The sequence below is a fragment of the Acinetobacter sp. YH12102 genome, from assembly GCF_013419125.1.
In the GTDB taxonomy this organism is placed as follows: Bacteria; Pseudomonadota; Gammaproteobacteria; order Pseudomonadales; family Moraxellaceae; genus Acinetobacter; species Acinetobacter pseudolwoffii.
On the sequence record NZ_VPAS01000002.1, the window covers coordinates 61,434 to 78,244 of the forward strand.

The following is a 16,811-nucleotide window of genomic DNA, read 5'->3' on the forward strand; positions in this document are numbered from 1 at the left end:
ATACTATGAAAAAAATCGTAAGCATATTGATATTAGGAAGTGCTGTATTGACATCACAAAGTCATGCAGGTTTTGGAACACTCAGTGGTCTGGCCTCAAAAGTAGTGGAAACAACAACAGGTACATCTTCACAAAATCTGGATTTAGCCGGTTTTTTTAAGCAGGCACAAGCAACCAATGCCATGTTTATTCAGAGTCGTACAGCATTGGCAACCTTATTTGCTGAGCGAAAAGACAGCGAAGAGCTGAAAACCAAGTTGAATAGCTTGAAAACCACTTCTGATGTCAAAGAAAAAGAAGCGATCCAGAAAGAAATTACCAAGCTAACCAATGCGGTTCTGGAAGCTTCGAAAAAAGATGAAGCTGCGACACTTGAGCGTATTAATGCATTAAATACCAGCCAGAAACAGCATTTAATGAACTCACTGACAAACTTTGCCATTGCTGGTCTGTCTGCACGCGAACTGGTCGTAAATAGTAAGCAGGTGTCTATGCAATTGCTGAGCAATCCAAGTACTATCAGCAATAGTGGCATGTCTTTTATGGATGCCAAAGGTCTGCTTAGCGATGTCACCGGCATTGCCAAAAACTCGACTATGGCATTGGTTGAGTATCCACAACTGATGAAAAAAGCTGGCTTGAACTTTAAGGCCCCAGAATCTGCTGCAGCAAAACCTGTCGATATTTCAGATTCAATTTAAGACAGATAAAGCTAGCCTGTTTTCGAACAGGCTTTCTTTTTTTATCTAGCGACGTAAAATGAAAAAAGTCAAACTGTTTTCAAGAGCTCTCCATTGTCGCGTAATATTCACATTTATTTGCAAAAAATAGATCAGTTCTTTTCAATGGAACTTCATCAATCACGTGTAGAGCAAATCAAATTTCGTAAACATGCGATCTATGCCTATCGTAACCAATTGCTTTCAGATCAACTTAATTATCTTATCCAGTCTTCAGATTTTAGCATTACTGAATTCGGCAAACCCTATCTCCACACTCATCCAGACTTCAACTTTAACCATAGCCATAGTCAAAATTTCTATGCTCTGGCAACGAGCAATAATGTCCAAAATTTGGGAATTGATATTGAAGAGCTGAGCCGTAAGGTTCGATTTGAAGCCATGGCACAACATGCCTTTCATCCTGAAGAGCTTAAACAGTGGCAGGCACTGGACTATGATTCCGAATACTGGTTTAAGGTCTGGACCACCAAGGAAGCTGTATTAAAGGCCTCAGGACTGGGCATACGCATCAACCTGAATGAGTTAAATACCCAGATTCATCCAGATCAGAATGGTGGAAGATGTGAACATCCAGAGATCGGCGTCTATGCCTATCAAAATTATAATATGGCAGGATGTATGCTCACCGTGGCCTGGCAAAGTGAGCATTCATGCAAGGGTTTCAGATTTCCGCTAATCCAGATTCACCAATCTGTTTAAAGCAGCAGAGTAGAAATAGACTCTATTGTCTGGCAATCAACAGGTTGCTGATTCGGTTCACAAACTGTGGACTCATACGTGATAGATGAAATAAAAATTTACTTTTTAATCCAACCGGATGGTGCGTAGCGTGCCAGATAGAGTCTTTAAGCTGTACCAGTTTCAGAATATCTTGTGCGACATCCTCTGCTTTCAAATGTACGCCCATTTTTTTAATACTTTCTGCCTGCATATCTTTCACCATGGCTGTACCGACGAAAAGTGGCATCACATCAAGCACCCGAATCCCATAGGGTTGCCATTCAATATCCAGACTTTCAGTCAGACCGCGCACGGCAAATTTACTGGTCGCATAAGAGGCTAAATCGGCCTGTCCATAAATGGCGGATGCCGAAGATAAATTAATGACACGAGCAAATGAAGATTCTTTTAAATAAGGGAAAGTGGCATGACAGCCATTGAGGAGGCCTTTAACATTAATATCCAGCGTGCGATGATGCGCTGCAATTGTGGTGTCTTCAAAAGGCCCTGAATATAAAATTCCGGCATTATTCACCAGAATATTGATTTCACCGGCCCAGGCTGAAAACTCCGCCAAAGCTGTTTCCCAGGAAGCATAGTCTGCCACATCCAGAAAGCCAGCTTTGGCATGTTCGCCCAGTTGCTGGGCCAGCTGTTCGGCCTGTGCCACATTGATATCATAAATACCGACTTTATAGCCGTGCTGGTAAAATAGCATGGCTGTCGCGGCGCCAATTCCTTGTGCTGCCCCACTAATCAATATACTGTGCATGTGCTTGATCTCCTTATTGTCTTTTTTTCTTGAGCATAACAAGAAACAGGCAGATTGACGCGACTATTTGGTAAAGAAGAGGTTTTAAAAGTGGAACAATTGCTTAATATCATGCGTGAATTACGTAAAAAATGTCCATGGGATCAGCAGCAGACTCCCGAATCTCTGACCCAATATGCGATTGAAGAAGCTTATGAAGTAGAAGCTGCGGTACGTTCTGGAAATGTTGACGAGATTCGCGATGAGCTGGGCGATCTGCTGTTACAGGTGGTGTTCCAGTCGCAAATGTACAGCGAGCAGGGCGCTTTTGATTTTCAGGATGTGGTGCAGGCCATTAGCAACAAACTCATCCGCCGTCATCCGCATGTATTTCAGGCTGAACAGTTTGCAAAATTGAGCCCGGAAGATGTCTCTCAGCTCTGGCAAGAAATTAAACAGCAAGAAAAGCAGGGCAAGCCACGTTCCCGTTTAGATGAGGTCAAGCATGCACCGGCCTTGGTACAGGCAGATGAAATCCAGAAAAATGTCGCGAAAATTGGTTTTGATTTTCCCGATGTCACTGGGGCATATGACAAAGTAGAAGAAGAGCTGGCCGAGTTAAAAGAAGCTTTGGCAAGCCAGAATTCCGATGAAATACAGGAAGAATTTGGTGACTGCTTATTTTCTCTGGTCAATGTTGGCCGTAAACTTGGAATCTCGAGTGAAATGGCATTATTAGGCACGATCCATAAGTTTCGTACTCGATTTGCCTTGATGGAACATCAGGCGGAAAAACAACAACTCAATATAGACCGCTTGTCACTGGCTGAATTGGATCAGCTCTGGGAACAGGCCAAATTAGAATTAAAACAAAGAGCGGCGCATGAACAAACAACAACATCGAACAAGTCCGGCGTGGATTAATCTTCTTCTGGGTTTATGGCTAGGCTATATTGCTATTGGAACTGCACATGCAACTGCGACCGATTATATGGAATGGAAGACCAGACAACAGCAACATGATGCGCGGCTCAAACAACAGAATGCATCGACTAAAGCAGATCACTATCTGGCAAAACCGGCACTTTCGGTACAAGCGACAGGTGATAGAATTAGTTTAAATAGTGCAAATATTGAACAATTGCAACAGTTGCATGGCGTGGGACAAAAGAAAGCCCAAGCCATTGTTGAGTATCGGCAGAAAAATGGGAAATTTAAAAGCATTGAAGATATTCAGCTGGTCAAAGGCATTGGGCCGGCATTATTTGCCAAAAACAAGGCCAGACTCGCGTTGTGAATAGACTGAATTGATGCAAAATACAGAATCAATCTGAGCGGCAGGATTGACATAATCAAATTGCCCTTTAGTCGTGTAAGCGATATGATTAGCGTCATCTTAGAATTTTACGTTCAGACGTAGGAGACAGCGTCTTTTGCAAACTTTGCGCGCGTCAAAATGTGGTTTATCAACCGCTCAATTACCTTCTTATATTCTCGATGTGATTGATGCCTTAAACAAGGCAGGCTATGAAGCTTATATCGTGGGTGGTGGTGTTCGAGATCTGATGTTAGGTTTGAATCCTAAAGATTTCGATGCAGTTACCAATGCAACCCCGGCTCAGGTCAAGGAGGTATTCGGACGACGTTGTCGAATTATCGGACGGCGTTTTGAACTGGCGCATGTCTATTCAGGGCGGGAACTGGTTGAAGTGGCCACTTTCCGGGCACCTCCAAAAAAAGCAGTCACCTCGGCCGCGGGGATGATTCTGCGTGATAATAACTGGGGCAGCATCGAGCAGGATTTTGCCCGTCGCGACTTCTCGATCAATGCAATGTATTACCAGCCGCGTAAAGCGATTGTGCTGGATTTCTGCAATGCTGTAGATGATATTCACAGCAAAACTTTACGTTTGCTCGGTGATCCGGCCTTAAGATTTGAAGAAGATCCGGTGCGGATGTTACGTACTTTACGTTTTGCTGCCAAATTGAATTTCAATATTGATGAAGCAATTCTGGATATCTTTACTCCGGAAATGACCCAGTTACTGCGTGATGTTTCTCCGCACCGGCTCTATGATGAGTCGCAGAAATTATTCACCATGGGGCATCTGAATCGTGTGCTGCCCATGCTGATCGATTTTGGAATCTGGCCTCAGCTCTTTGCCGATATCAAACCTGAGATCACGCCATTTATGGAACGTGCTGCGAAAAATACCGATCAGCGTATTTCGATTGGCAAGACCATTAACCCCGCGTTTTTCTATGCGGTACTGTTGTGGCAGCCATTCCTCGAGCGTTGTGAGTTTTATCTGAATAAAGGCGTGGTCGCAGCAGAAGCACGTGCCCAAGCGGGTCTGGATGTTTTGAAACGTCAGGCAACCCGAACCATTATTCCTCGCTTCGCCGAGACTTTCATTCGTGAAGTCTGGGAAATGCAGACCCGTTTGCTGAATCCAAAACCGCAACAAATTGAGGCCTTGTCTAGTCATGCGCGTTTCCGTGCCGGATTTGACTTTTTACTGTTGCGTGAAAAATCAGGTGATGCGACTGCACAAGGCATGGGCAGCTGGTGGGATGCCTACCAGCAAATGAGCGGTGACGAGAAAGAGCGGGCGATTAGCCAGTACAACCGTCAGCGTGCCAAGAACCGTCGTAAGGCCACTCAAGAAGAACATCTGGAACAGAAACTGACGGCACAACAGGATCTCGCCGAGATTGAGCCTTTAGTCAATGAACCTGAACCACGTAACCGCCGGGTGCGTAAAGCCAAGTTTGAAGATAAGGCGAAAGCCCTGTCACATGTGGCAGCCAGTGCCAGTGGTGAAATTGGCGCAGATCATCCGATTATGAAACGTAAGCGGGTGCAACGTGATTTAAGCCAGGTGGTGTTTGGGCCAACACAATGATCGTGACGTATATTGGCCTGGGCAGTAACCTGGGCGATTCACGCCAGATTTTGGCAGAAGCTGTACAGAAACTGGCGACATTGGGTCAGGTAAAAACTTCACATCTGTATCAAAGTCCACCGATGGGGCCACAGGATCAGCCAAATTATCTGAATACTGTGGTGCAGTTGAATACTGATCTGGCAGCATTAGAGCTCCTCGATCGTCTGCAAGCCTTCGAGCAGGAAGCCGGTCGGGTACGTTTGCGTCATTGGGGCGAGCGTACGCTGGATCTGGACTTGCTGATCTACGGAGATGAACAGATACAGAATCAACGCCTGACTGTACCGCATGTCGGCGTGTTAGAGCGTGATTTCGTACTCATTCCGTTGCTGGACATTGATGCTGAAATACAGGTTCATGCTACATCCTTAAAAGACCTGGACATCGTCAAGCAATCGACCTTAACGGTACTCGATGACACAAACTGGGCAAATATTTAATTTTTGAGTTATGGGTATGTTCGCGAGAACTTCAATCATAGAGGAACATCTTCATGGTCAGTCTGAGTGACTTAAGACGCTTCAAAGCAGATGGACGCAAATTTTCATGTCTGACTTGCTATGATGCCAGTATGGCCAAAGCCATGGAAATTGCAGAAGTAGACAGTATTCTGATTGGCGACTCTTTGGGAATGTCAATTCAGGGCCGCGATTCGACTTTGCCAGTGACTGTTGCAGATATGGCCTATCATACCGCTGCGGTACGCCGTGGTAACCAGCATGCCTTTATCATGACTGACTTGCCGTTTATGAGTTATGCCACCTTAAATGATGCCTTGCAAAGTTCCAAAACCGTGATGCAGGCCGGTGCGCAAATGGTGAAAATGGAAGGCGGTGCATGGCTGGCAGAAACCGTACAGGTGCTGACCCGTAACGGTATTCCAGTCTGTGTGCACTTGGGATTAACGCCGCAATCGGTACATGTCTTTGGCGGTTATAAGCTGCAAGCCCGTACCCGTGCAGCAGCGGATCAACTGATTGCAGACTGTAAAGCAGTGGTTGATGCAGGTGCTGCACTATTGCTACTTGAATGCGTACCGGCACAATTGGGTCAGGAAATCACAGAACTGTTTCCACAAATTCCGGTGATTGGCATTGGCGCAGGCGCAGCCACTGATGGTCAGGTCTTGGTAGTACAAGACATGCTGGGTTTAACCTTTGGCCATACTGCAAAATTTGTCCGTAATTTTATGCAGGAACAATCGGGTGCTACTGCCATTCTGGATGCTTTTAAAGCTTATCATGCTGCAGTTTTAGATGGATCTTTCCCGGCACCAGCACAAACTTTTCAGGTTGAATTGTAAGATGAAAACAGAAACCACCATTCAGGGACTCGCGGCCTCACTTAATCCGGCACGTGCCAACCGCAAGATTATTGGTTTTGTACCCACCATGGGCAATCTGCATCAGGGTCATTTAAATCTGGTACGTGAAGCGCGTAAGCTGTGTGATGTGGTGGTGGTCAGTATCTTTGTCAATCCGATCCAGTTTGGACCCAATGAAGATTTTGATAACTACCCGCGTACGCTGGAGCAGGACCAGCAGCTTTTGGCAGACGTCGGTTGTGATATCGTCTTCGCGCCAACGGTTGAGCAAATGTATGGTAAAAAACCGCGTCTGACCAATATCAGTGTCTCTGACATTACTGATGACTTGTGTGGTTTGCAGCGCCCCGGCCATTTTGATGGTGTGGCGGTGGTGGTGACCAAATTGTTTAACATTGTTCAGCCAAACTATGCTTTCTTTGGGCAAAAAGATTATCAGCAGTTGGCAGTGATTCGCCAGTTTGTACAAGACCTGAATATTCCACTAGAAGTGATTGGCGTGCCAATTGCCCGTGCAGAAGATGGTTTAGCCTTAAGTTCTCGAAATGGTTACCTAAGCCAAGAGCATCGTGCAATCGCACCGGTCATTTATCAAAGCTTACAAAAGGCTGAACAGCAGCTCCATGCTGCGATTGAACTGGATACGGTATTGGCCGAGCTTCGCCAGACTTTAACAGATGTCGGGTTTGTCGTAGACTATGTTGAAGCACGAACGCCAGAATTAAAAAAAATTCATACGTTTAATCAAGATGTTGTGTTATTTGTAGCTGCAAAGATAGGTAATACACGTCTGATCGATAACCTGCAGGTCAAATACACTGCCGGATAGGATGAAAGGGTAGCATGTATGAAGCGCATTTTAATTGTCACGGGACAATCTGGTTCAGGTAAATCATCTGCATTGCAGGTGCTTGAGGATCTGGGTTATTACTGTATTGATAATCTGCCTTTGGCATTGCTTCCCGAAATCGTGGCGAAACTGCACAGTGAGAACAATCTGGAACAGTTGGCTTTGGGGGTCGATGTACGCAGTACCCGTGCCGATTTGCAAGAATTTGATCATGTCTTTGAACAGCTACAACAGCATGGCTCGGTTGATATTATCTATCTGACCACGCAGGATCAGGAACTGATTGCGCGCTTTAGTGCCTCGCGTCGGCCGCATCCTCTAGCTTCGCGCTTTAAGAGTCTGAACGAGTGCATTCAGGAAGAAAAAATCCTGCTAATGCCCATCCAGCTGCGTTCTACCGTGCACATCGATACTACAGATAAAAGCGTGCATGACCTGAAACATACCTTATTGACCAAGTTGGGACAGACCGATAACCTGATCCTGATTTTGCAGTCTTTTGGTTATAAGCATGGCATTCCACTGGATGCCGATTATGTCTTTGATGTCCGGCATTTGCCGAATCCGCATTGGGAACTGGAATTACGCAAATTTTCAGGACTCGATCAACCGGTGCAGGAGTTTTTGCAAAAGAGCGATCAGGTCGAAGATATGTTTAATGATATTTACCATTTTCTGGACAAATGGTTGCCAACCTTTTCTGAAGGGCATCGTCATTATATGACTGTGTCAATTGGCTGTACCGGTGGCCAGCATCGTTCTGTTTACATTGTGGATAGACTAAAAAAAGCCCTTGAGGCAAAATGGTCTATTCAAGTCCTCCATCGAGAAATGAAGCACTGGTCATGATTGATACCACTGTTGACGTAATTAATAAACTGGGTTTACATGCACGCGCATCTGGTAAACTTATAGAAGTGACTACCAAATTTCGTTCCAGTATCCAGATTGGAAAAACGGACAAACTGGTAGATGCAAAAAATATCATGTCCTTGCTGATGCTCGGTGCGGGCAAAGGAACAACTTTACGCTTGGTGATTGAAGGAGCGGATGAGGACAAAGCCTTATCTGAAATTCAGGCACTATTTGCAGCAAAATTTTATGAGGCAGATTAATCGTGGCACGTCGACCGAACAGTTTAACTGAAGAAGATTTTGATTCTTTAGAGGGACGCGCAAGTAAAACCGAACAGAAAAAAGCAGTCCAGCGTATGGCGGCTTTGGGTGCACAGCTGGCTGAGCTGAGTGCTAAACAAATTAAAAACTTGCCTGTTGAAGAGCGTTTGATTGAAGCATTGCTCGATGTACAGGAATTTACCTCACATGAAGCACGTCGCCGTCAATTTTCACGTATTGGTAAATTACTGCGCAATGAAAATGAAACGGTGATTTTATCTTATTTAACACCAAAACAAGGTCTTAAAAAGACAGCCCAATTACAGCGTTGGGTCGATCGAATTGTCAAAGATGGTGACCCAGCCATTAATGAATTTACCAAAACCTATAATGCCACAGAGCGTCATACCTTGCGTCAGCATTATCTTCGCGTACACCGTGATTTAAAGAATCAGGCACCTGAAGCAGAGGTCAATGCGTCTAAGTTAAAGTTATTTAACTATGTACAGCAAGTGGCGTTAATTTCAGACAATTAATTCTTCGTTAAAAAGCGGTCTTTTTAGGCCGCTTTTTTTGTCTTTACCTTAAGTGCGCTGTTCCTTGTGTAAAAAATACCCTGAATTGGATTCATTCGTCCTCAGCATGAAATTTCCATTTTTAATGTAAGCTTGAGTGATAAAAAATCACAAAATTTTCGCAATTAATTTGTTAAAGACTGTAATTTCTTTACAATTCAAAGGCTATCTTTCAGACAGTTTTTTTGAGACTTTAAGTTGAGACTCAAGATCATTGTTAAGTATTTTTTAAAAATAAAAAATGAATTTTGAGCGTTATTAGAGAGTGAAGCCAATCTAATTTATTTTTTTAAACGAAATTTAAATTTATATAGTTGAAAAACCATTAACTTTTATTTAAAAGGGGATAAAAATCGATGCTGAGTATTTTTTGGTCAAGAGTGTGTTAAAGTAAATACAAATAAACATGCTTCATTTTAGCTTAGATATTGAGTTTCAAATACTTAAGCAGACTTTTTTTGAAGATTAAATTTTCAAGTTATTCTTAATTAATTAAATATCAGTGCCTTGCGGTTATGAGTGTATTTGGATAGAAACAGATTAACAAATCCTTTAACCTATAGGTGAGTTTTCAGCGTTAAGTAAATATAGAATCTTTGTTATTGATTGTATAAATTTGGTCGGCAGTGTTTTCTATATTCCATACATATTCAGAGAGGCAGACATGGAACTAAAACTGCTAGAGGTCGGTCAGAATACGGAGCTTTTAAGCTCATGTCGTATATCTCTCATTTTAGGTGTCTATACCTCCAATAATTTACTAGACACCTTCTGTAAGGTTGCCCGTAAAGTCCTAGGTGTTAAAACCAGTATTATTGGATTCCATATGGAGCCGTATATCTGGTACAGCTGTCCGCACGGTTTTCGGGCCTTGCATGCTCCGCAGGAAATTGCCATCCCTACATATCTGCAACAGGCAGATGTCATCGACCAGACTCATCCTGCTTATGCAGAATTGTCGAATTATGTGAAAGAGCTGGGTGTGGTGCATCACCGACTGGTCGCATTTAATTTAAAAGCGAATGCTGGTCAGCCGCTAGGTCAGGTGATTTTTTTTGATGATCAAACTGACATGTTTGATCAGGATGATATTGAGACCGTTAAGCAATTTGCTGAAAGTTTAGTAATTCGAATCCAACTCAATGAAGAACATACTGAGCTGAAAGAACTATACGAACAGCAATGTGCACAAAACTTTAGTACAACCAAATTTTTTCAGATCATCGCACATGATCTGCGTGCGCCATTTCATGGACTGCTGGGCTTTTCCGAAGTTCTGGCGCAGGAACGTGATACCTTGGATGAGTCCAGTATTCAGAGTATCGCGGATTATTTATATGATAATGCACAATCGACTTATAACCTGCTGGAAAGCTTGCTGACCTGGGCCATGGCCGAGGGCGGACGCTTTGTATATCATCCGATTAATTATGAACTCAAGCAATCCAGTAAAATTGTCTGCAGTGTATTGCACAGTCTGGCGTTGAATAAAAAAATTGAATTAATCGACAATATTCCCGAAGACATTAAAGTCCATGCGGATATCAATATGATTACTTCAGTGATGCAGAATCTGGTCTCCAATGCGCTGAAATTCACTCCGGTTAATCAAGGCGGTAAAGTCATTTTAGAGGCAGAAATGGACGGTGAGCAGGTTAAAATCACCATTCAGGATACCGGTCTGGGCATGACTGAAGAGCAGATACAGAATCTGTTCAAGCCGACGTTGATGGTGAGTGTTCGAGGTACTGCTGAAGAGAAAGGTGCTGGTTTAGGTTTGGTATTGTGCAAGCGCTTTATTGATCTGAATCATGGTCAAATCGCGGTGGATTCTAAAGAAGGTCGAGGTACGACCTTTACGGTGCGTTTGCCAATGGTCACCAATGATCATCAGGCACTGGTGCTTGAAGATCTGCATGCTGAGAAATCCTAAAAGTTGACATCCTCACCTCCCTGAAACGGAGGTGATTCCTACTGCTAGACGCTTATGCCCAAGCGCAAGTATGTTCTTCGCTGCATTTTCATCCCTGTTATTGGAACTTCCGCATTCACATTCCCATACTCTTATTCGCAAATCTGCTCTACCTTTCGGACTGCTAGAAGTGATCTCACCACAGCACGAACCTTGCGAAACAATGTTTCTCAGGTTGTGAATCTCTCACTTACTTCTCCAAAAATTGCCCCTGCGTTCTCGCATTTATACTTGAGCATTGTTTTGAATGCTGAAAAACCTGTATCTAAAACAGATTTTGCCATTTTAGTTTTTACAAGTTTACCCGCACTCAGATCGCCAACAACAATCAGTGCATTTTCTCTCACAAGCATGGTGCTTGCCTTATGCAAATGATCTTTACGACAATTGGCAATTTTAGCGTGTAATGCACGTACACGTTTTTTATTCTTGGCTCGTTGAGCAATACTTAATTTCTGTTCATATTTCCGATAGAACTTAGGATTTGAAATCACAGTACCATCAGAACAGGTGGCAACGTCTTTTAAACCGAGATCAATACCAATCGCTTTAGTTGCAGTAGGTTTATTTTGCTTAAATGAATCCACTACAAGGCATATATACCACCGTCCACGACTATCCTCAACGAATGAGCCTGTTCTCACGCTGTATTTACTTAATCCGTAACTATCCCATAACTTGAATTGATGCTTGCCGTACTGAACATATCCATCAGCGTATTTGATGGCTACTTTCTTGAAAGGAATCCAACCAAGTGATCTTCTCGCTGACTTCTTATTGCTCACACGCCATTTCAGCTTTGCTTTCTTGAACTGTTTTCTTCGAGTGATTAACTCTTCTGTAACAGCCTGAATGGTTTGGCTATGTAGATTGCATTCTTTCGATGCGCCTTTGGTGTACTTGGCAACATCATAAGCTGATAGAAATTCACCTTTTCTTTTTAGATGTTTAAACCCTAAATCATTGACATAATTCCAGACAAAATTCACCTCAGATGCCAATTGGTCTAGCACCTTGCAATGTTTGTCTTTTATGCGTAATTTAAGTGTTTTCATGTGGTTATATTAACAATTTTTTCTCTATACCCTATGTTGGGCAATTCTTAAAACGACATTTTATGTCGTGTCGCTTATATCTCTGCTCTGAAGGACAGAGTTTGACGCTTCATTTGATAAATTTCAAACTAAAACCCTCCCCCTGAGACAAAACTCCTGCTATAACTAGGCAGAACGTTTCGGGGGAAGAGTTGAGTGATGAATGCGGCACAATTGCAAAAAACCTTAAGAGCAAGCCAATATGCTGAACAGGTATTGGCCAATCACCAGAGCCTCCTGGAACAGGATTATGCAATTGACCAGTTTCAGGCTGCACTCAGTCGGGAATATATTGATCAGCTGGTGCAGCACTGTATCCTGAATATTATAGACGAAGCCGCCTGGATGCGCGCCATGCGTATTCTGCGGGCCCGCCTGATGTTTCGCTGGATCTGGCAGGATGCCAATCAACTGACCGATGTCATCACCCTCACCCGAGAACTCTCCGATTTTGCCGATGCCTGTATTTGTGCAGCCAAAGATTTTGCCCGTATGCCGATTGCTGCCAAGTATGGCCAGCCGATTGCTTATAACGGTAAAGTTCAGGATCTTATTGTCATCGCTATGGGCAAACTCGGCGCGCAAGAACTTAATCTTTCCAGTGATATTGACCTGATTTTTGCCTTCGATGAACAGGGTGAAACCGATGGGCGCAAATGTATCGATGTGCAGCAGTTTTGCATCCTGTGGGGACAAAAACTGATTCACCTGCTGGATCAGATCACGGCGGATGGTTTTGTGTTCCGGGTCGATATGCGCCTGCGTCCTTGGGGTGATGGTTCAGCCCTGGCCATTAGTCATGTGGCCTTAGAAAAATACTTAAGTCAGCATGGCCGTGAATGGGAGCGCTATGCCTGGATCAAGGCGCGTGTTGTCAATCCAAGTCCGGAAGGTGATGCCCTGCTTGATATGACCCGTCCTTTTGTCTTTCGTAAATACGTGGATTACAGTGCTTTTGAAGCCATGCGCGAAATGAAAACCATGATCGAGCGTGAAGTCCAGCGGCGTAATATTGAGGATGATATCAAGCTCGGTGCTGGCGGTATTCGCGAAGTCGAATTTATCGTGCAGGTCTTTCAGCTGATTTATGGTGGAGCCAAACTTGAATTGCAGGATCGCCAATGTCTGGTCAATCTGAACCATCTCGATGATGCCGAACTCTTGGATGAACAGGCAGTCCAAGATCTGGAAGATGCCTATCTGTTCCTGCGCCGGGTGGAACATGCGATTCAGGCCTTAAACGATCAACAAACCCAATCTTTACCGACTGAGCCTGATTTACGTCAGCGAATGGTAGAGACCTTAGGTTTTGCAGACTGGTCAGATTTTATGACTGTCCTGAACCAGAAGCGAGCCAAAGTCATTTATCAGTTTGAGCATCTGATTAAGGAAAATGAACCGGAAGCCCAGGTCGAAAGTTTTGTCCAGCTGGAAAAGAAGCTCAACGATGTTCTGGATGATGCCGCCAAGAATCTGGTTCATGAATTCTGGCATGGTCATGCATTGAAAAAGTTGCCGGCCAAGGCGATTCAACGTTTAAAAACCTTTTGGCCTTATCTGATTGAAGCGATTCTGGAGTCTGCCAAGCCGCAAATGGCGTTGTTGCGTCTCATGCCCTTGGTTGAGTCGGTGATGCGCCGTACTGTCTATCTGGTCATGCTGATTGAAAGTAAAGGCGCACTGCAACGACTGGTCAAAATGGCCACGGTGAGTCCCTGGATTTGTGAAGAACTCTCGCAATATCCGGTATTGCTGGATGAGTTTCTGTCGATGGATTTTGAGTTGCCGAAACGACAGGATCTGGAAGATTCTTTACGCCAGCAATTACTCCGTATTGAGATTGATCAGGTTGAAGATCAGATGCGGGTATTGCGCCTGTTTAAAAAATCCAATGTCTTGGCCGTCGCAGCCAGTGATGTTCTGGCTGAAAGTCCTTTGATGAAAGTTTCTGATGCCTTAACCGATATTGCCGAAGTATCTGTCAATGCAGCTCTGCATTTGGCCTATCAGATGGTGGCCAAAAGGCATGGTTTTCCCCTCGATGCCGAAGGCAAGCGCTGTTCAATCGAGCATACTGCCTTTGCGGTCATTGGTTATGGCAAGGTCGGTGGCATTGAACTGGGTTATGGCTCGGACTTGGATTTAGTGTTTATTCATTTTATGGGAGAACAGGCCGATACGGATGGACTCAAGCCGATTAGTGGTTTTGAGTTTGCCATGCGTGTAGCACAAAAATTCATGTCATTGATGACCACGCAAACCCTGGATGGGCGGGTCTATGAAGTCGATACCCGTTTACGTCCTTCAGGTGAAGCAGGACTCTTGGTCACCAGTCTGAAAGCCTTTGAACAATATCAGCTTAAGAGTGCCTGGTTATGGGAGCATCAAGCCTTGGTGCGCGCGCGTCCAATTGCAGGTGAGTTAAGCCTAAGACAAAAATTTGAAATCTTACGCCGTAATATTTTGATTCAGCCTCGTGATGAAAATTATGTGCGGGCAGAAGTGCTGAAAATGCGTCAGAAAATGAAGGATCATCTGGGCTCCTCCAAAGCGCAGAAAAAAGATGGAATTTTTCATTTAAAACAAGATACAGGTGGTATCGTAGACATCGAATTTATGGCACAGTATGCGGTGTTGGCCTGGAGTGGGACGAATAAAGATCTCGCCCATTTCTCCGACAATGTAAGAATTCTTGAGGATACCGCAAAATCAGGTTGCTTATCCAGCGACGATGCGACTGCTCTGATTCAAGCTTATCTCAGTGAACGCGCCGAGAGCCACCGCTTAGCCCTTGCAAATCAATCCATGCAAGTGTCTGCAAGCGACTGGCACGATACCCGAATGACCGTTTGCAAGTTATGGCAAAGACTAATTGATCCAAGTGCAAGCTTTGCACTGGATAGTGAATAATTGTGAAAAATTGGAGTTTGTGGCATGAATTTGGCTGATCGTGATGGTTTTATTTGGCAAGATGGACAACTGGTTGACTGGCGTGAGGCGAAAACTCACGTATTAACCCATACTTTGCATTACAGCATGGGTGTGTTTGAAGGCGTCCGAGCTTATGAAACTCCGAATGGAACGGCTATTTTCCGTCTAAAAGAACATACCAAGCGTTTGTTGAATTCTGCAAAAATTTATCAAATGAAAGTTCCATTTGATCATGCAACATTAGAACAAGCGCAAATTGATGTGGTGCGTGAAAATAAACTGGCATCTTGCTATTTACGTCCAATCCTTTTTATTGGTTCTGAAAAACTGGGTATTGCTGCAACTGATAACACGATTCATGCTGTGGTTGCGGCATGGAGCTGGGGTGCTTACTTGGGTGAAGAAGCCATGGCGAAGGGTATTCGCGTGAAAACTTCGTCATTTACCCACCATCATCCAAACGTGACCATGTGTAAAGCCAAAGCGTCTGGTAACTACACGCTGTCGATTCTGGCGCATCAGGAAGTCGCGCATTCGGGTTATGATGAAGCCATGTTGCTTGATCCACAAGGCTATGTATGCCAGGGTTCAGGCGAAAACGTATTCCTGGTGACTGACGGTGTAATTCATACCCCTGATATTGCCGGTGGTGCGCTGGATGGTATTACCCGTCAAACCATTATTACCATTGCCAAAGATCTGGGTTATGACGTGGTTGAACGCCGTATTACCCGTGATGAATTCTATATTGCCGATGAAGCGTTCTTTACTGGTACTGCTGCGGAAGTGACACCAATCCGTGAATATGATGACCGTCAAATTGGTGAAGGTGTGCGTGGTCCAATCACGACGCAAATCCAGAAAGCTTATTTTGATGCAGTTCAGGGTAAAGATCCTAAATATGCACATTGGTTAACTTACGTGAAATAAGTAATAATTTACTGATTGAAAAAACCTCTCATTTGAGAGGTTTTTTTTAAGGGATATACTTATTCTGCCGAACTTATGTCATCATATTCGGTATCCAGAAGATTTTAAGATGAGCTTAGGCATACGCAATGAGTAACATCGTTATTTGTATGAAATGGGGAACCAAATACGGTTCTGAATATGTCAATCGTTTATACAACATGGTTAAACGACATACGACAGTCGATTTCAAAATGGTCTGTCTGACGGATCGTACTGAAGGAATTAATCCTGAAGTACAATGTTTCCCAATTCCACCTTTGGCATTGCCTGAAGGTGCACCTGAGCGTGGCTGGAATAAGCTGTCTACTTTTGAACCGGATTTATATGGTTTAGAAGGTAATGCGCTATTTCTCGATCTTGATGTGGTGATTGTCGATAACATCGATGAGTTTTTTAGCTATCCGGGTGATTTTCTGATTATCCATGACTGGAAACGTCCTTGGCGGATTACCGGCAACAGTTCGGTGTATCGTTTTAAACTGGGTGCATTTCCGGGGCTTTTACCGTATTTCCGTGAAAATTTTGATGAAATCCGTCAAAAATTCCGTAATGAGCAGGCTTATTTGTCTTGGTATGTAGATAAAGAGGGCAAGCAGACTTATTGGCCAGAAAGCTGGTGTAAGAGTTATAAATATCATTGCCTGCAAAAAATTCCGATGGCTTATTTCAAGCCCCCAGTGAAGCCTGAAGGTGCCAAAATTATTGTGTTTCATGGTGAAATTAATCCACCTGATGCAGTCAATGGTGGTGGTGGAAAGTGGTACCGTTATGTGTTGCCTTCGCAGTGGATTAAGGATGCTTGGCAGTAAGCTGGAA

General features: G+C 43.9%; 16 protein-coding genes and 1 pseudogene. 15 read left to right on the forward strand and 2 right to left on the reverse strand.

Annotated elements, in window-relative coordinates:
* The first annotated feature begins 5 nt into the window (after positions 1–5).
* Together FTU42_RS02170 and FTU42_RS02175 are read left to right on the forward strand one after the other, a co-directional pair.
* Positions 6–701 (forward strand): hypothetical protein, encoded by a 696-nt coding sequence (locus FTU42_RS02170; RefSeq protein ID WP_005172668.1) that lies wholly within the window; start codon positions 6–8, stop codon positions 699–701.
* Between the two features lie 144 nt (positions 702–845).
* Positions 846–1,442: a 4'-phosphopantetheinyl transferase superfamily protein gene (locus FTU42_RS02175; RefSeq protein WP_218946067.1), complete on the forward strand. Its 597-nt coding sequence runs from the start codon at positions 846–848 to the stop codon at positions 1,440–1,442.
* A 22-nt stretch (positions 1,443–1,464) separates the two neighbouring features.
* On the opposite strand, the gene FTU42_RS02180 is transcribed toward FTU42_RS02175, so the two are convergent.
* Entirely contained in the window at positions 1,465–2,235 is a 771-nt protein-coding gene (locus tag FTU42_RS02180; protein WP_100329226.1) for an SDR family oxidoreductase, read from the reverse strand.
* Between the two features lie 90 nt (positions 2,236–2,325).
* Between FTU42_RS02180 and mazG the strand changes: the two genes are divergently transcribed.
* The 10 genes from mazG to FTU42_RS02230 all read left to right on the forward strand — a co-directional run bounded on the left by mazG (position 2,326) and on the right by FTU42_RS02230 (position 10,959).
* Entirely contained in the window at positions 2,326–3,138 is an 813-nt protein-coding gene (gene mazG / locus FTU42_RS02185; RefSeq protein WP_180082967.1) for a nucleoside triphosphate pyrophosphohydrolase, read from the forward strand.
* Positions 3,098–3,511, forward strand: coding sequence for a ComEA family DNA-binding protein (locus FTU42_RS02190; protein WP_005172659.1), 414 nt, complete (start codon positions 3,098–3,100; stop codon positions 3,509–3,511). The genes mazG and FTU42_RS02190 overlap by 41 nt, the downstream gene beginning before the upstream one ends.
* Positions 3,512–3,647: 136 nt before the next feature.
* Entirely contained in the window at positions 3,648–5,120 is a 1,473-nt protein-coding gene (gene pcnB, locus FTU42_RS02195) for a polynucleotide adenylyltransferase PcnB (RefSeq protein ID WP_180082968.1), read from the forward strand.
* On the forward strand, positions 5,117–5,602 hold the full coding sequence (folK, locus tag FTU42_RS02200; protein WP_180082969.1) for a 2-amino-4-hydroxy-6-hydroxymethyldihydropteridine diphosphokinase: 486 nt from the start codon (positions 5,117–5,119) through the stop codon (positions 5,600–5,602). Before pcnB ends, folK begins: the two co-directional genes overlap by 4 nt.
* A 53-nt stretch (positions 5,603–5,655) precedes the next feature.
* A complete protein-coding gene (gene panB / locus FTU42_RS02205) occupies positions 5,656–6,465 on the forward strand; it encodes a 3-methyl-2-oxobutanoate hydroxymethyltransferase (RefSeq protein WP_005095698.1) in 810 nt (269 codons plus the stop codon).
* Between the two features lies 1 nt (position 6,466).
* Complete coding sequence (gene panC, locus FTU42_RS02210) at positions 6,467–7,315, forward strand: pantoate--beta-alanine ligase (protein WP_100357509.1); 849 nt, start codon at positions 6,467–6,469, stop codon at positions 7,313–7,315.
* An 18-nt stretch (positions 7,316–7,333) separates the two neighbouring features.
* On the forward strand, positions 7,334–8,185 hold the full coding sequence (gene rapZ, locus FTU42_RS02215) for an RNase adapter RapZ (RefSeq protein ID WP_005172647.1): 852 nt from the start codon (positions 7,334–7,336) through the stop codon (positions 8,183–8,185).
* Positions 8,182–8,451 (forward strand): HPr family phosphocarrier protein, encoded by a 270-nt coding sequence (locus tag FTU42_RS02220; protein WP_034608740.1) that lies wholly within the window; start codon positions 8,182–8,184, stop codon positions 8,449–8,451. The genes rapZ and FTU42_RS02220 overlap by 4 nt, the downstream gene beginning before the upstream one ends.
* 2 nt (positions 8,452–8,453) lie before the next feature.
* A complete protein-coding gene (yjgA, locus tag FTU42_RS02225; protein WP_005172645.1) occupies positions 8,454–8,987 on the forward strand; it encodes a ribosome biogenesis factor YjgA in 534 nt (177 codons plus the stop codon).
* A 703-nt stretch (positions 8,988–9,690) separates the two neighbouring features.
* Positions 9,691–10,959 carry a sensor histidine kinase KdpD gene (locus FTU42_RS02230; RefSeq protein ID WP_180082970.1) on the forward strand — a complete coding sequence of 423 codons (1,269 nt, stop codon included), beginning with the start codon at positions 9,691–9,693 and terminating at the stop codon, positions 10,957–10,959.
* 12 nt (positions 10,960–10,971) lie between these two features.
* On the opposite strand, the pseudogene FTU42_RS02235 reads toward FTU42_RS02230, so the two are convergent.
* Positions 10,972–12,053, reverse strand: a pseudogene (locus FTU42_RS02235) (RNA-guided endonuclease InsQ/TnpB family protein).
* Positions 12,054–12,251: 198 nt separating this feature from the next.
* Here FTU42_RS02235 and glnE point away from each other — a divergent pair.
* The 3 genes from glnE to FTU42_RS02250 all read left to right on the forward strand — a co-directional run bounded on the left by glnE (position 12,252) and on the right by FTU42_RS02250 (position 16,804).
* Positions 12,252–15,002: a bifunctional [glutamate--ammonia ligase]-adenylyl-L-tyrosine phosphorylase/[glutamate--ammonia-ligase] adenylyltransferase gene (gene glnE / locus FTU42_RS02240; protein WP_180075562.1), complete on the forward strand. Its 2,751-nt coding sequence runs from the start codon at positions 12,252–12,254 to the stop codon at positions 15,000–15,002.
* Positions 15,003–15,026: 24 nt separating this feature from the next.
* Positions 15,027–15,953 carry a branched-chain amino acid transaminase gene (locus tag FTU42_RS02245; protein WP_074384043.1) on the forward strand — a complete coding sequence of 309 codons (927 nt, stop codon included), beginning with the start codon at positions 15,027–15,029 and terminating at the stop codon, positions 15,951–15,953.
* Between the two features lie 128 nt (positions 15,954–16,081).
* Positions 16,082–16,804 carry a glycosyltransferase gene (locus tag FTU42_RS02250; protein WP_074384044.1) on the forward strand — a complete coding sequence of 241 codons (723 nt, stop codon included), beginning with the start codon at positions 16,082–16,084 and terminating at the stop codon, positions 16,802–16,804.
* Positions 16,805–16,811 lie beyond the last annotated feature (7 nt).

What these genes read in the sequence shown, in the direction of transcription:
- FTU42_RS02175 (WP_218946067.1), top strand. Translation starts at nt 846, where the DNA reads ATGGAACTTCATCAATCACGTGTAGAGCAAATCAAATTTCGTAAACAT.
- panB (WP_005095698.1), top strand. Translation starts at nt 5,656, where the DNA reads ATGGTCAGTCTGAGTGACTTAAGACGCTTCAAAGCAGATGGACGCAAA.
- rapZ (WP_005172647.1), top strand. Translation starts at nt 7,334, where the DNA reads ATGAAGCGCATTTTAATTGTCACGGGACAATCTGGTTCAGGTAAATCA.
- FTU42_RS02220 (WP_034608740.1), top strand. Translation starts at nt 8,182, where the DNA reads ATGATTGATACCACTGTTGACGTAATTAATAAACTGGGTTTACATGCA.
- FTU42_RS02180 (WP_100329226.1), bottom strand. Translation starts at nt 2,235, where the DNA reads ATGCACAGTATATTGATTAGTGGGGCAGCACAAGGAATTGGCGCCGCG.
- FTU42_RS02245 (WP_074384043.1), top strand. Translation starts at nt 15,027, where the DNA reads ATGAATTTGGCTGATCGTGATGGTTTTATTTGGCAAGATGGACAACTG.
- glnE (WP_180075562.1), top strand. Translation starts at nt 12,252, where the DNA reads ATGAATGCGGCACAATTGCAAAAAACCTTAAGAGCAAGCCAATATGCT.
- FTU42_RS02170 (WP_005172668.1), top strand. Translation starts at nt 6, where the DNA reads ATGAAAAAAATCGTAAGCATATTGATATTAGGAAGTGCTGTATTGACA.
- panC (WP_100357509.1), top strand. Translation starts at nt 6,467, where the DNA reads ATGAAAACAGAAACCACCATTCAGGGACTCGCGGCCTCACTTAATCCG.
- FTU42_RS02250 (WP_074384044.1), top strand. Translation starts at nt 16,082, where the DNA reads ATGAGTAACATCGTTATTTGTATGAAATGGGGAACCAAATACGGTTCT.
- FTU42_RS02190 (WP_005172659.1), top strand. Translation starts at nt 3,098, where the DNA reads ATGAACAAACAACAACATCGAACAAGTCCGGCGTGGATTAATCTTCTT.
- folK (WP_180082969.1), top strand. Translation starts at nt 5,117, where the DNA reads ATGATCGTGACGTATATTGGCCTGGGCAGTAACCTGGGCGATTCACGC.
- FTU42_RS02230 (WP_180082970.1), top strand. Translation starts at nt 9,691, where the DNA reads ATGGAACTAAAACTGCTAGAGGTCGGTCAGAATACGGAGCTTTTAAGC.